Annotated in this window: 9 protein-coding genes and 1 pseudogene; 1 reads left to right on the forward strand and 9 read right to left on the reverse strand. The window is 64.4% G+C overall.

All coding sequences use genetic code 11. The features are described 5' to 3' along the window. Positions 1-17: 17 nt before the first annotated feature. From ACIREO_RS02850 to ACIREO_RS02875, 6 genes are all read right to left on the reverse strand, one after another. Entirely contained in the window at positions 18-842 is an 825-nt protein-coding gene (locus ACIREO_RS02850; protein WP_404104069.1) for a recombinase family protein, read from the reverse strand. 1,637 nt (positions 843-2,479) lie between these two features. Then, positions 2,480-4,741 carry a bifunctional DNA primase/polymerase gene (locus tag ACIREO_RS02855; RefSeq protein ID WP_404104072.1) on the reverse strand — a complete coding sequence of 754 codons (2,262 nt, stop codon included), beginning with the start codon at positions 4,739-4,741 and terminating at the stop codon, positions 2,480-2,482. Positions 4,742-4,767: 26 nt separating this feature from the next. Then, positions 4,768-4,977 carry a hypothetical protein gene (locus tag ACIREO_RS02860; RefSeq protein WP_404104075.1) on the reverse strand — a complete coding sequence of 70 codons (210 nt, stop codon included), beginning with the start codon at positions 4,975-4,977 and terminating at the stop codon, positions 4,768-4,770. Further along, positions 4,974-5,156 carry a hypothetical protein gene (locus ACIREO_RS02865; protein WP_404104077.1) on the reverse strand — a complete coding sequence of 61 codons (183 nt, stop codon included), beginning with the start codon at positions 5,154-5,156 and terminating at the stop codon, positions 4,974-4,976. Before ACIREO_RS02865 ends, ACIREO_RS02860 begins: the two co-directional genes overlap by 4 nt. Then, on the reverse strand, positions 5,153-5,386 hold the full coding sequence (locus ACIREO_RS02870; protein WP_404104079.1) for a hypothetical protein: 234 nt from the start codon (positions 5,384-5,386) through the stop codon (positions 5,153-5,155). Before ACIREO_RS02870 ends, ACIREO_RS02865 begins: the two co-directional genes overlap by 4 nt. A gap of 893 nt (positions 5,387-6,279) precedes the next feature. Continuing rightward, entirely contained in the window at positions 6,280-7,860 is a 1,581-nt protein-coding gene (locus tag ACIREO_RS02875) for a recombinase family protein (protein WP_404104082.1), read from the reverse strand. 114 nt (positions 7,861-7,974) lie between these two features. On the opposite strand from ACIREO_RS02875, the pseudogene ACIREO_RS02880 reads away from it, so the two are divergent. Continuing rightward, positions 7,975-8,061 (forward strand): annotated as a pseudogene (locus ACIREO_RS02880) (NrdH-redoxin); the annotation flags it as partial. 81 nt (positions 8,062-8,142) lie between these two features. On the opposite strand, the gene nudC reads toward ACIREO_RS02880, so the two are convergent. Genes nudC through ACIREO_RS02895 form a run of 3 tightly spaced genes read right to left on the reverse strand, consistent with a single transcriptional unit; the run spans position 8,143 to position 14,046 of the window. Next, the gene (gene nudC / locus ACIREO_RS02885) at positions 8,143-9,090 is read right to left on the reverse strand and encodes an NAD(+) diphosphatase (RefSeq protein WP_404104085.1); all 948 of its coding nucleotides are present in this window, start codon (positions 9,088-9,090) and stop codon (positions 8,143-8,145) included. A gap of 44 nt (positions 9,091-9,134) precedes the next feature. Continuing rightward, a complete protein-coding gene (locus ACIREO_RS02890; RefSeq protein WP_404104087.1) occupies positions 9,135-10,529 on the reverse strand; it encodes a dipeptidase in 1,395 nt (464 codons plus the stop codon). Positions 10,530-10,539: 10 nt separating this feature from the next. Further along, positions 10,540-14,046 (reverse strand): UvrD-helicase domain-containing protein, encoded by a 3,507-nt coding sequence (locus ACIREO_RS02895; protein ID WP_404104090.1) that lies wholly within the window; start codon positions 14,044-14,046, stop codon positions 10,540-10,542. Between the last annotated feature and the right edge of the window lie 41 nt (positions 14,047-14,087).

A 14,087-nucleotide genomic window follows, 5' to 3' on the forward strand; every position in this document is an offset into this window, starting at 1 on the left:
CATCCTGTATCTGCTGGTTAGAGATGCCGGTAGAGGGTGGCCCTGGATACCCCGAGCGCCTTAGCGATGGCGGGCACGCTTTCTCCCTTTGCGTGGCGGGCACGGGCTACGGCTAGCTTGTCGGCATCCACCACGGTCGGACGTCCGCCGAAGTTGCCTTTGCGTGCTGCTGTGTCCAGGCCCTCTAGAGTCTTCTCCCGGATTCCCTCCCGCTCCACTTCCGCACTGACTGCCAGTACCGCGAACACGATGGCACCAGCCCCGTTCGGGTCGTACACACCCTGGAGTGGTCCGGACAGCAATTCCAGTTGGATTCCCTCGGACTGGAGAACAGACGAGAGGGTCATCAACTCAGCAGCACTACGGGCGAGACGCTTCATCTCGACCACGGTAAGGATCACCGGCTGATTGGGCGCGGCTGCCTTGATCTCCCGTGCCAGGGTCAGAGCCTTGTCGAGTTCCGGCCGCTCCTTCACGCGGGTGCTGATCTTCTCCGAGAACACCCGTGTGCACTCGGCACGGGTAAGAGCGTCCAATTGGCTCTGGAGTTCCTGACCCACAGTCGAACAGCGTGCGTACCCGAGACGGATAGCCGCGCCTGACATGACGGCATCCGCTTCCGCAGGCAGGGGCGTACCGGCCACCCATGCCTTACCAGGGTTGCGGTCGGCAGGGGTCTTCACGGTCAGCTCTGCCTTAAGCGACGGCACCAGGGCGAAACGCGCGGTGTGGTACGCCGCTGCCACCTTGCCCGCTCCCGTACGGCAGGGGCTTCCTGCGGGTGCCTGGCACTTCGGGCAGTCATGGCGTTCAACCTGAGTGGCGTGCTCTGAGTTCGTCATGCCAAGACTGTCTCACAAACGTGTCTCATAAGCCAGAGATCGGGCAGGTCTTTTGAGACGGGTTGTGAGACGCGAGAGATGGGACGAAACGGACACGATCCAGCACTGTCTCAGTCGTCTCATAAACGATCGTTTATGAACAGCCCTGATGAGACAGGACTCTCCGTTACGGACGTCAGGCAGGTTGACACTCTGTACCTGCCACATATGCACCCTGACCAGCAACGTTGCGCCGAGGGACGTCACGGCGACCGGGTTGACGTAGAGGGGTTGCCATCGATGCCCCCTGATGGCGGGCGGGATGCCGGATAGACGCAGAGCCCTAGACCATGGAAATCCCGAGAGGGGGCAACCCCGATTGCCCGACCCCCATACCCACGGGACTAGGGCCGCGCGGGTGTCTCTGCTGAATCGGAGATCGAAACTTAGCCAGCGTGGGGCGCGCATGACTCGACACGTTCTCTGCGCCCTGTAGCCCCCGGCTCACGTCACTGGCACTCCGATGCCCTGAGACGCCCCTAGGCCGGGAGAGACGCCCCTGAGTCCCTTCACGCACCCCGTGGAACTTAATCGTTAGGACCTGATCGCAGGCAGGCATTCCATGGGACGCCATGGAGATGGGACGCGAACCGGAAAGGGAGGGGGCTAGGGGGGTATTGCCAGGGGAGCCTTTACTAGACGGACCGCCGACACCTAGCGAGCATTTCTGGGAAAAGCGCCCTGTGACGTGGGTCACAGTTGATTTACATAGGGTTGTTTACAAGGGATCGGTGACCTAGGGGCTGTGACAGACACCGAATGCCTGACTCCACCCTCTCGTGTCTCTGTTCCGGGGGATCTCAAACTTGCCCCTTGGCAACTTGCCAGCACTTACCACAAGAGGGTTACCAAGAACCGTGGATCACTTGCCGTAAGGGCTTGATCAACGAGCACATTCGGTCATTTGCATTGCACACCCATTGGGTACTCGCCGGCTGGACCTGACACCCCTATTGACCTGCACAAACACCGAGTACCCCCGTCCGCAGACAGAGGCATTGCAGTGCATACCGTAAATGATCACTAGCGTTTGAACACTGCCTCGCGCGTAGAGGCCAAAGGGTGACGCTGGCCTAGCCAGGAAGCAGGTCGGCCGCAACCTGGTAAGCAGCGTAGAACGAGCAGTCGTCATCGTGGTGAATCAGCATGCCGAACACTTTGGGGTGCGCTTCCACGGTCGTCATGTGACCCGTACAGAAGTCACATGCTCCCGGCTGCTCCCTGCCCACTAAGAGGCGCAGCGAGTCGGCAACGGTCGGATTCTCGGGACGGCTGTAGGTCTTGGCCCTACTGGCTCGCCGAGGGTTGAAAGCGCTCATTGGTTGATCTTCTTTCTGTGTGTTGAGAGGGCCTGTTCTTCTGTCTGATCCGCCTACCGTTATTACCCCTCCCCTACAAGGGAGGGGGGAGGGGCATAACAGTGTGGAGGCCCGGGTGTTATGGATGGGTGTTATGCGCGTGTTATGGGTGCGTTATCCAGCACGTTTACCCCTTGAAGATCCATAACACCCAACCGCTTCGAGCGTTATGGAAGGGTGTTATTCAGGTGTTATGGCGGGGTCTGAAAACCCTAGGCCATAACACCCTCTGCGGACGTCTCAGTCCAGCCCGATCACGGTTTCGTCATCGTCTACCCACCAGTGGCGCTCAGACTTGGTCTTGCCGTTCTTGTCCGTCTCCCGAACCATCTTGATCCGCCCGATAGAGATCAGCGTGGTGAGAGTGGAGTCACGCTTGTTCTGATCGCCAGTCAGTACAGCCAGTACCTTGCGCTTGCTCGCACCCGGATTGATGACAAGGAACTGGTGGACCATTTCAGCCTTGGCCTCATCCGAAATCTCGACCGTAGAGAAATCAACAGAGACGGCACCCTGGACGGAATCGAATCCGTACGTGATGTGATCGGCATTCGTACTGTCCAGCCAAAAGGTGGCTACGCGCTTCTTGTTGTCCTCGAACTTACGCAGAGAGCCCGGACGATCCTTGCGGACATAGAAGTCCAGAGAGCCACGGGCACCCAGCCCAAACGACTTTGTGGCCGTAACTTCGTATGCTGCTCCCCGGATTGCATTCCGCTTGTGAGAAGAGCCGGTAGCGAACCCATTGGAATCGCCTAGCTTCACATGGTCGATTAGGGTTACAGACGAACCAGCCTTGAGGAATGGCAGAACGAATTCCTGTGTGAACTGGGAAATCTTCCCCGCCCCTCCGTCCGATCCACCCTCGAAAACGATTCCCCAAGCTGCGGCAGCTTCCGTCATGGCATCCACGATGACAATGTCCCAGCCGTGGCCGGACAGTTCAGCAAACTTGGCCGCATCCGGAGATCCGGGCGCAGGCTTTCCCTCTGGATTGACGTAACGGAACTTAGACCGGTCGTCAAGGATTTCCCACGGAACTCCGAATGTGTCGTGCAGACGGTCAAGAACCACAATGTCTGCGTCGTCCTCGAAATCCAGGAACAGAACCGAGTGCCCCTTTAGCAGTTCCTGAGCAGCACCGCCGAGCATGGCCAGTGTCTTACCGTCGCCACTCTTGCCATAGACAGTGTGTGACTTTCCCGGATAGAGAAGTGATACTTCTGCCTTGTTGCAGCACGTGAAGAACGTCGGCACGGGACGCGAATAGCCATTGGCCCGTAGGGCTGAAAGGTCGACCGGGTCCCATGAACTAGGCGCTCCGCTGTCGACACCCATTTGGTAGTAGCGGGTCTTTACCTCGCTCAGACCCTCCGCCGCACCCTTGGCTAACCAGTTGCGGACCTTCCTCTCTACGACCGCTTCCGAATCCCTGGGCTTATCGTCGGCCCCCGAAGTCATAGCGATAGGTACCAGACGTTCTACGGCCTGTTCAAAGTCGTACAGGCCAGACCCTACGTATTTGCCGGTATCGGCCACGATGCCGAGAGAGGACATGTGCCAATCTTCGTCCACCTTGGCTAGATCCGACTCCAGTTCCAATAGGTCTGCGATGACTTCCTTACGCATTGTCTCTGTAAGGTCCCCCATCGAGATCTGAGGGACTTCCCGGTACAGGGTGGGGGAAGTGCCCGCCTGTCCCGTGAGAGGCGCAGAGACAGCCGCTGAGCCGTTCTTCTTGAAGCGGTCGAATACGTCGGCCTGTAGCTCAGTCAGTTCGCCGGAGCGTACTTCCTCATACGTGCCGTCATCCGTACGGGAGAGCGGACCTACGTTGTACGAGCCGAGACCCGTCTTTGTGTCCGTGTGACGGCTCGGGTCATCCTTCCCGTCTCCGAATAGCTGCTTTCCGAAAGCCTTGGACCCTCGGTACATCTCGCCAGAGTACGTGCGCAGCCACTTGTAATGCTCGCCCCCGGACGGGGTTACGACCTTCTGTGTTGCTGACTCCAATACACCGGGGTTCGCCTCTTCAAACGCTTCCTTGCCGGGCATAGTGGCAATGCCATCAACCCAGACAACGTCAAAGTCCAGGACGAAAAGCGGGGTGTTGTGCTCAAGATAGTTGATCTGGTAATTGGACTCTTCAAACCAGTAGTCGACTACAACGAGATCGCACGTGGCAGCATAACCAGCGTGGCACTTGTTTCCCTGGGGGTTCCCATTCTCGACACACGGGCAGTTGGCTTTGTCTGCGCCGGAGTAACCGCAGCGTTCGTCCTTACAGTCCTCGCAGTTACCGAAAGGTTCCTTGGTGTTCGGGCGCAGCGGTGCGATTGGGATTCCGGCCTTAGCGGACTGTCGAGCCCGCTGCCAACGGACTTTGCCTAACGCTAAGAGGTCTACCGGTTCGCAGATCTCAGCGAACGCGGTATCGATGTCGGTAAGGTCGGTGATGTCGATCTCAGAGAAGTTAATCGGTAAGAATGTGGTTTCGCTCATTACAGTTCAGTTCCTATCGGTGACTTTTAGCGGTTGTCCTCCAGGACAATGGCTTCGACTACGGCATCGGACTTTGCTTCAAGGTTCAGAGCCACACCCACAAGGCGACGAATCACCTCTGCGCGGTTGAGCCCGTCACGATCCTGGATATAGCCAATTGCGGCGTGCGCTGCACGTGTGCAGCGGAAATGCTCATTCGGCATACTGCTTTCGGGGCGGGGAGAGTTGTAACTCATACGCCTAACACCTCCGCTACTGCATGGGTCAGGCTTGGGTCAGCCAAAGCCATAGCCGAGATACCGAAACGCAGGATGATGTCAGTGGTGTTAGCTCGCGTCTGGCCGTGATGCATTGCGATGACGTCGATTGCGTCGACCATCTTCGGGTCTACGTGGAATTCTTCTGAGTTGTTCACTTGCTCTCCTCGGTGTTGTTGGTCAGGAAGTTTTCGTCTAGCCACTTTTCCTCGGTGTAGCCCAGACGGTTGAGATAGGTGGTCAGTGCCGCGCGGAAGATCTCCGCATCTGTTCGGTCGGACTTGTTGCCGTGATCCTTGACGGCCGCGATCATCCAATGCGGCGTGTTGATGTGGATTAACGGGACTCGCTTACCGGCCATTGCCAGCCTCCCTTTGCGCATATTCATTCGTATATCCGCTATTGTAGCATTCAATTGCTTAGTATCAGGTTGCATTATTTCGCCTAGGCATTTCCCCAGGTGAAAGCAGATAGAGCTATTCGATACCGGCGCGCACCGCTTTATCGGGTAGAATGGTAAGCGTGCAAAGGATTCCCAGCAGGGAAGTTCAGCCAGAGTCGGTACATCGTCCCCAGGTGGGAACGACGTACAAACCAGGGAACGCGCTCCAAGGAAACAAGGAACCAAGCAAGCCAGTAGGCGCTAACTTCACAGCCCGGCCCGGTGGCCTAACCAGTAGGTACAGCCAAGGGATTGCAGCCTTCAATCGGAACATTCGGTTGGGGCTATTTCTGCTTTCCCTCTGCTTCAACGTATCTGCGGATAGCGATTCGGAAGATCTCAGCTGTGGGAACACCCTTCTCCTTGGCGATTTCCCTTACCGCCGTGTCAAGCCAAGCCGGTACACGGCCACCTAGCATTGGGTCTCGTGTGTAGTTGTCTTTCACTTGCTTCCTCCATCGGATTGCCGGAACGAGACAAAAAGAAACAGCGGGAAGCACCGCTCACTAGGTATGTTTGGCGCAACCCTTTAAAACCCTTTACCTCTGTCCAGCGACTTCACCGCGCGGACGTGCGCCACACAGGAGATAGCGGAGCGATCGGAGACGATATTCCGGCGCGGCAAAGAGGCCGATCGCAGAGCCCGCATAGCGGCCCTCTCGGCTCTGTCCGGCCGTAGCCCGTCCGGCACCCCTGTGCGGCTCTGTGAGCCCCTGCCGTGCCGTTCGGGTACTCCGGCCCGTCCGAGACTCCGAGGGAGCCTGTGAGCCCCTGTGCCCGGACAGCAGAACGCCCCTTCCCAGTGAGCCAGGAAAGGGCGTTGCCGACAGGGGTTAGGGCTAGGCCAGTACCTCGTACTCCACACGGTGAGAGAGGATTACCGCTTGCTCAATCTCTCCCCCATTAAGCTTTAGCCCCTCGTAGATTTGCGGCCCTACGTCGAGAGTCATAGTCTCCGATGTCCATGTGACCTTTACTCCCCAGCTAACCAACTTCTCTCGCCGCTCTTGCTCGTTCGCGTTGTTCCACCACTGGTTATACGTCTGCCCGGTATTGGACCAACGGGTAACCGACTTGATGGGCTTCTTGTTGATGCCCTCTCGCTCTACTGCTGTTGCAGCCATCATCGAGCCGTATTCAGCGGCTGTGATGTGTCCGGCCTTGAGTTCGTCTGTCAGTTGGTCCAGCCGCGCGTCAAGTACCGCCATTTGCATAGCGGGCCCGTCGTCCACGGTGGTCCGCTTTTCCATGACCGGCTTGCCTTCAAGGATTTGGAGGAACTTCCGTTTGATCTCGTCCCGGATTCCCTCCGCCTTGAAGTTCTGTCCGTCACAGGGCTTTACGTCCCTGGACGGGTCACCCTGGCACCGGAAGCGTTCTTCACTCCAACGCTCTTGACCCTTGTTCGGCCCGTACTTGCGAATGCCCTTGAGATAGGGCTTCACGTAGTACAGAGGCTTTCCGCAACCGCAGAACAGGACACCCAAGTACGGGCTCGTTCGCTGCGGTCCCTTTGTGTACTTCACCGTTGCCACGACGGATTGCAGTTCATCGAACTTCTCTTGCGTGAGAACGGGCACGGAGCGAATGACTGGAGTTCCATCCGGATTGCGCTCAACCGTCCCATCCTTTCGGGTGTACTCCCCGAGCAAGTTCCGGGAAGTGATGACCGCTTGCACTCCGGTAGCTGTCCACTTAGCCCCGCGCGCTTTCGCCTTCTCCTTGACGAGTCGCGTGTTAGTGCTTCCGGCTTTCCCTGCCCGTACACGGGCAATGTCCTGCGATGTGGCTACGTTGTTCTCGTTCAGCCACACAGCTACAGCCGTGAACGACTTCAACTCAAGGAACTTCTCAATCATGCGGAGAAGCCAGGGCCCGTACTTAGGGCAGAGTTCGAGGGTGTATCCCTCTCCACTTTCGGCCGCAACAGATACGCGACCAAAGGGAACCAAACCGCCGGGCCAACGGCCCTTTGTACGCATGGCTTCACGGGAAGCCTGGATACGGGCCTTGATGGCTTCAAGCTCTGCCTCTGCCAGAACGGCAAGAAGCTTGGCCACCATCTTCCCCCACGTGGTGGAGAAGTCGAAAGCCTCTTCAATCGAGATCAGAGACTTACCGTGCTTCTCCAACCAGTCGAGTAGGTCGGTCAGGTCACGGACGGACCGAACGATGCGGTCAAGCTTGTACACAACCAGGACATCGAATTCGTCTACCCGCTCGTTCAGCCACTTACCGAGTTGCGGACGATTCCACGGGGAGTAGGAAGCCGAGACGTCGACATCAATTGCGAAGTCTACGAATTCGAGTTCTTCCGCTACGCACCTGGTACTGATCTTCTTCTTCTGGGTTCCTTCACCGGTCTGATTCAATCCACCGACGGAAAGACGAACGACACCCAAAGCACGACGTGAAGTCATGGCCGAACCACCCTGAGAACAGGTGGGCAACCCGAGGTTCTAACGCCCCTGTCATCTGGCCACTGTCCCCAGGTGAACACCTAGGTCAGAGCCGTTGTTCCGGGGTGAAAACCCCAGACCGTGCCGACCGTTCTCTTCCCCGACGGTTCGACGCTGACCAACCCCTCGCTGGCCCAGGTCAAGCAGAAGATCGGCGCCTGACGCGGATTCGGCTGGCACAGACAGGAACGGCGACGGCCCCGGGCAGGAGCTCCGGGGCCGTCGTCGTGTTCGTCCGCACCGTCAGCCGATGGTGCCCGGCCTCGGGAGCGGCTTGCCGTACCAGAGCTCGATCAGCCGCGCCGCGATCGAGACGCCGAACGGGGGCAGCACCTCGCCCGAGTCGAAGGCGGCCGTCAGCTCCTCGCGGGAGAACCAGCGGGCCTCCTCGATCTCGTCGCCGTCCACATCGATCTCGAAGGACGTGGCGCGCGCCATGAAGCCGAGCATCAGGCTGGAGGGGAAGGGCCAGGGCTGGCTGGCGATGTACTCGACCTCGCCGACGACGACCCCCGCCTCCTCGAACACCTCGCGGGCCACGGACTGCTCGATCGACTCCCCCGGCTCGACGAAGCCCGCGAGGGTCGAGAATCGGCCTTCGGGCCAGTGGACCTGGCGCCCCAGCAGGGCGCGGTCCTGGTCGTCGGTGACCAGCATGATCACCGCGGGGTCGGTCCGCGGGTAGTGCTCCGCCCCGCAGGCCTGGCAACGGCGGATGTGCCCGGCCGCCGCGATGACGGTGCGCTCGCCGCAGCGTGAACAGAAGCGGTGCAGCCGCTGCCAGTTCTCCAGAGCCACCGCGTGCACCATCAGCCCGGCGTCACGCGGGCCGAGCAGCAGCCCTGCCTCGCGCAGGCCCGCGGGCCGTGCGGACTGGTCCATGCGGCCGGGGAGGGAGTCCTTCTGGAGGGCGAAGTAGCGGACGCCGTCCTCGTCCGTACCCAGGAAGTAGCGGTGGGTCTCGGTGACGGGCGCCTCGAAGGCGGGCGTCATGACGAGCTCCGTGCCCCCGTCGGGGGTGTCGTCGATGAGCGCCTGGCCCCCGGAGACGACGAAGACTCTGGTCGTCGGGTGGCTCCAGGCCGCGGCGAGCCAGGCCTCGTCGAGCCGGTGGTGCGCCGCGCGGTCGATGCCGCTGGGCGCGGTGAGACCGATCGGACGGTCTGCGGTGGCGTTGTCGAAGGTGCTCACAGGTGCTTCCTACTCCCCCGGGGGTGGATCGGGCGTTCAGAGATTCAGCGGAGTGCGTCGGCCAGCTCGCCCCACAGATGGGCGGTGGTCTCCACGCCTTTGAGGAGGAGGTCGAGTTCGACCTTCTCGTCGGGGCCGTGCCAGCCGTCGGACGGTACGGAGATACCAAGGAAGAGGACGGGTGCCCCGAGCACGTCCCGGAGGTCGGCGGCGGGGCCCGAGCCTCCCTCGCGGGTGAAGAGGACCTTCGTCCCGAAGGCCTGTCCCATGGCACGGGCCACGGCCCGGAGCGCGGGGTGGTCCAGGGGCGTCAGACAGGGACGGGTGGCGGGGGCGAACGTGATCCGGTGCCGGACACCGGACGGGATACGGGCCTCGGCCCAGGCGCGGACCGCTTCCTGGATCCGCTCCGGGTCCTGGCCTGCGACCAGCCGGAAGCTCAGCTTCACCAGGGCGGACGAGGGGATGACGGTCTTGCTGCCCGCGCCCTGGTAACCGCCGCCGATGCCGTTGACCTCGGCGGTGGGGCGTGCCCAGACGCGCTCCAGAGTGGAGTAGCCGGCCTCACCTGCCGTGGCGTGCGACGCGGCAGTACGCAGCCAGGCGTCCTCGTCGAAGCGCAGCTCGGCGAAGAGGGCCCGTTCGGTCTCGGTGAGTTCGGCGACGCCGTCGTAGAAGCCGGGGACCGCGACCCTGCCCTCCGTGTCGTGGAGAGCGGCGACAAGACGGGCGAGCGCGGTCGCGGGGTTGGGCACCGCGCCGCCGAAGGACCCGGAGTGGATGTCCTGGTCCGGGCCGTGCAGCTCGATCTCGCACTCGGCGAGGCCGCGCATGCCGGTGCAGACCGTGGGGGTGTTCTCGTCCCACATGCCGGTGTCGGAGACGATCACGGCGTCGGCCGCGAGGCGGGCGGCCCGCTCCTCGGCCAGCGCGCGGAAGTGCGGGGAGCCGGACTCCTCCTCGCCCTCGACCAGGAGCTTGAGGTGCACGGCGGGGGTCGTGCGGCCCGTCACGGCGAGGTGGGCGCGGACACCGAGTGTGTGGAAGAACACCTGGCCCTTGTCGTCGGCCGCGCCGCGTCCGTACATCCTGCCGTCGCGGATCACCGGGTCGAACGGGTCGCTGCTCCAGCCGTCCTCGCGGGCCGCGGGCTGCACGTCGTGGTGGCCGTAGACAAGGACGACGGGTGCGTCCTCGTCCTCCGAGGGCCACTCCGCGAAGACCGCCGGGGCCCCGGGCGTCTCCCAGATCTCGGTGACCGGGAACCCGGTCTCCGCGAGCTTGGCGGACAGCCATTCGGCGCTGCGCCGTACGTCTCCGTCGTGCTCCGGCTGAGCGGACACGGACGGGATGCGCAGCCACTCGGCGAGATCGTCGAGGAAGGCCGCGCGGTGCCGCTCGGTGTACGTACGGACGGCGTTGTCCGGGGTGTCGCTCATGCTTATGAGCCTATCGGCCCTGGGGAGGTGGCTCGTCCAGCAGGAGCTTCTCCAGCTCTTCCCGGCCCGGCAGCCCGGTGGGACGGGACGTCTCCCCGGTGCGTACGTACAGAAAGGTCGCCTCGACGGCTTCCAGCGGCAGGCCGTGCAGTTCGGCCCAGGCCAGACGGTAGACGGCGAGCTGGAGCGGGTCGGCCGTGCGGTGCCGGCTGGTCTTCCAGTCGACGATCTCGTACGTGTCGCCGGTGCGGTAGACCGCGTCGATCCGGCCGCGGATCACCCGTCCTCCGAGCGTGATCTGGAACGGGGTCTCGACACGGTACGGAGTGCGCCGGGCGTACGCGGTGCGCTCGAAGGCTTCCTTGAGCTCGGCGAGGTCGCGCTCGTCGGCGATCTCCGCGTCGCTGCCGTCGCCCCCGGGTAGTTCGTCCGGGCCCAGCATGGGCAGCGGCAGTTCCTCGAAACGGGACTCCACCCAGGCGTGGAAACGGGTCCCCCGGCGGGCTGCGGGCTGCGGGGGCCGGGGCATGGGGCGGGCGAGCTCCCGCGCGAAACCGTCGGGGTCGTCGGCGAGGTGCAGGAGCTGGGTGGCGGAGAGCGTGGCGGGCACGACGACGTCGTGCACGGCGGCACGGGCACGGCGCAGCTCACCGGCGAGGGCGTCGAGATCGCGGTCCCAGGAGGCGAGGGCGCGTGACTCCTCAGGGGTGAGGGCCGCGTCCGCCGGGACACGGGCGGCGGGTACGTGCGGGGCGGGGGCCGCCGGGTGCGCGGGCGGGGCGCCCTCGGGGCCCTGGTCGCCGTCCGGGGGCGGGCTCCTGTCGGCGGCGGCGCCAGGCCGGCCGTCCGGGAACGGGTCGTCGTACGGGGCGGCCGCCCCGTCGTAGGCCGCCCCGTCGTAGGCCGGCGCCTCGTCCTCGAACGGCGGCTCTTCGGGCCCCTGGTCGTACTCCGGCTCGTCGTACGGCGGCACCTCGTCGTCGTACACATCGGGTACGGGCGTCGTCGCCAGAGCCTCCAGGTGCGCCAGCACCGTGTCCCGGGCGGCGCGGCGGCGGGCCATGGCGGTGTCGTCGAGCGGGAGCGGCCAGGCCTGGTCGGCGTCCTTCTCCTGGAGCGCCGGGTTCTCGTCGTCCTCCGCCGGCTCCTCCTCCCAGACCTCGATCTCGCCGTATCCCGCCGCACAGTGCTCGTACAGCGCGTCCAGGAAGGCGGAGGGGCCGCGGGGCTTCTTCTGGGACGGCCCCCACCAGTGGCCGGAGCCCAGAAGCAGGGTGCGGGGGCGCGTGAAGGTGACGTATCCGAGGCGGAGCTCCTCGGTGTGCTGATGTCCCTTCATCTCCTCCTTGAACGCCTTGAGGCCCTTGGCGTCGTAGGAGTGGAGGGCGGGGAGCGTGGCCGCGTCGCCACGCAGGGCGTGCGGGAGGACCTGGGACTGCGAGGTCCACGCGTCCCGGGACTGTGTGCTGGGGAACTGGCCGCCGACGAGGCCGGGGACGGCGACGACGTCCCATTCCAGCCCCTTGGACTTGTGGGCGGTGAGGACCTTCACGGTGTTCTCACCGCCGGGCAGGGCGTTGTCCAGGCCCTTCTCGTACTGCGCGGCGGTGCGCAGGAAGCCGAGGAAGGCGAGCAGGCTCGCCTCTCCTTCCACCGCGGCGAAGCCGGCCGCGACGTCCAGGAAGTTGGCGAGGGTCTCACGGCGGCGGGCGGCCAGGGCGTGCGGCGACGCCGAGAGCTCCACTTCGAGTCCGGTGGTCGCCAGGACGCGGTGCAGTACGTCCATGAGGGGGTCGGCCAGCGAGCGGCGGAGGTCGCGGAGCTCGGCGGCGAGGCGGGCGAAGCGGACGCGTGCCTCGGCGGAGAAGGGCAGCTGGTCGTCCTCGGACCCGCCGGACTCCAGGAAGGTGTCGAGGGCGTCGGCGAGCGAGATCACCTCGGCGGGGTCGATGCCCTCGACGGCCTCGGCCAGGCGCTGGTCCGGGTCGGCGTCGTCGCCGGTGGCGGAGCGGTGGACGAGGAGGCGGGCGCGGCGCCCCAGGAGGGCGAGGTCGCGGGGTCCGATGCGCCAGCGCGGGCCGGTGAGCAACCGGACCAGGGAGGCGTTGGCCCCGGGGTCCTGGAGGACCTCGCAGACGGCGACTAGGTCGGCGACCTCGGGGAGGTGGAGCAGCCCGGACAGGCCGACGACCTCGACGGGGACGTCCCGGTCGACGAGGGCGGCCTGGATGCGGGGGAAGTCGCCCGCGGTCCTGCACAGGACGGCGATCTCCCCGGGTGGTGTCCCGGTCCGTACGAGGTGGGCGAGCGAGTCGCCGAGCCAGTCGATCTCCTCGGCGTGGGTGCGCAGGAGAGCGCACCGGACCATGCCGTCCCTCTCGGCTCCGGGGGCGGGGCGCAGCGCCTCGACCCCCTCGTGCATGGCTCGCAGGGGTTCGGCGAGGCCGTTGGCGAGGTGGAGGAGACGGCCGCCGCTGCGGCGGTTCTCGCTGAGGGAGTAGCGGGTGGCCGGGGTGCCGTCGGCGTGGGGGAAGTGGAGCGGGAAGTCGTCGAGGTTGGCCACGGAGGCACCGCGCCAGCCGTAGATCGCCTGGCAGGGGTCGCCGACCGCTGTGACGGCGTGGCCCGCGGTGCCGCTCCCGCCTCCCCCGCCGAACAACGCCGCCAGGAGCAGTCGCTGGGCCACGGAGGTGTCCTGGTACTCGTCGAGCAGGACGACCCGGAATTCGTCGCGGAGTACGGCGCCCACCTCGGGCCGGGTGAGGGCCAGCTCGGCGGAGAGTGCGATCTGGTCGCCGAAGTCGAGGAGGTCCCGGCTGCGCTTGGCCGCGCGGTAGTGCCGGGTCAGTTCGAGGAGTTCACGGCGGGCCGTGGCGGTCTCGGGGATCTTGCGCAGCTCGGCGTTGGTGAGGCCGGCCGTCTCCAGGGCCTGGAGGAGCCCGGTGTCGTGCTCGGCGAGCTGTCCGGGGCGTACGAGGTGTTCGGCGAGCTCGGCGTCCAGGGCCAGCAGGTCGCTGACGAGCGTGGAGAAGGACCGGGTCAGCGCGGGGTAGGGGCCGGGGGCCTCCCGCAGCACCCGGGCGGCGAGCTGGTAGCGGGTGGCGTCGGCGAGGAGCCGGGTGGTGGGTTCGAGGCCGATCCGCAGGCCGTGGTCGGTGAGGAGCCGTCCGGCGAACGCGTGGTAGGTGGAGATGCTGGGTTCGCCCGGCGGGTTGTCCGGGTCGATGACGTCCGGGTCGGTGACCCCGGCCGCGACGAGGGCCCTGCGGACCCGCTCGGCGAGCTCACCGGCGGCCTTGTTGGTGAAGGTCAGCCCGAGGACCTGCTCCGGGGCGACCTGTCCGGTCCCGACCAGCCACACGACCCGGGCGGCCATCACGGTGGTCTTCCCCGAGCCGGCTCCGGCCACGATCACCTGCGGGGCGGGCGGCGCGGTGATGCAGGCCGTCTGCTCCGGGGTGAAGGGGATCCCGAGGAGCTCCTTGAGCTGCTCGGGATCGGTGATACGTGAGGACACTCCGGAAAGGCTAACCGGACGCACCGACAACGTGGACCCGC

Origin of the sequence: Streptomyces sp. NPDC102441, assembly GCF_044765585.1 — a bacterium.
In the GTDB taxonomy this organism is placed as follows: Bacteria; Actinomycetota; Actinomycetes; order Streptomycetales; family Streptomycetaceae; genus Streptomyces.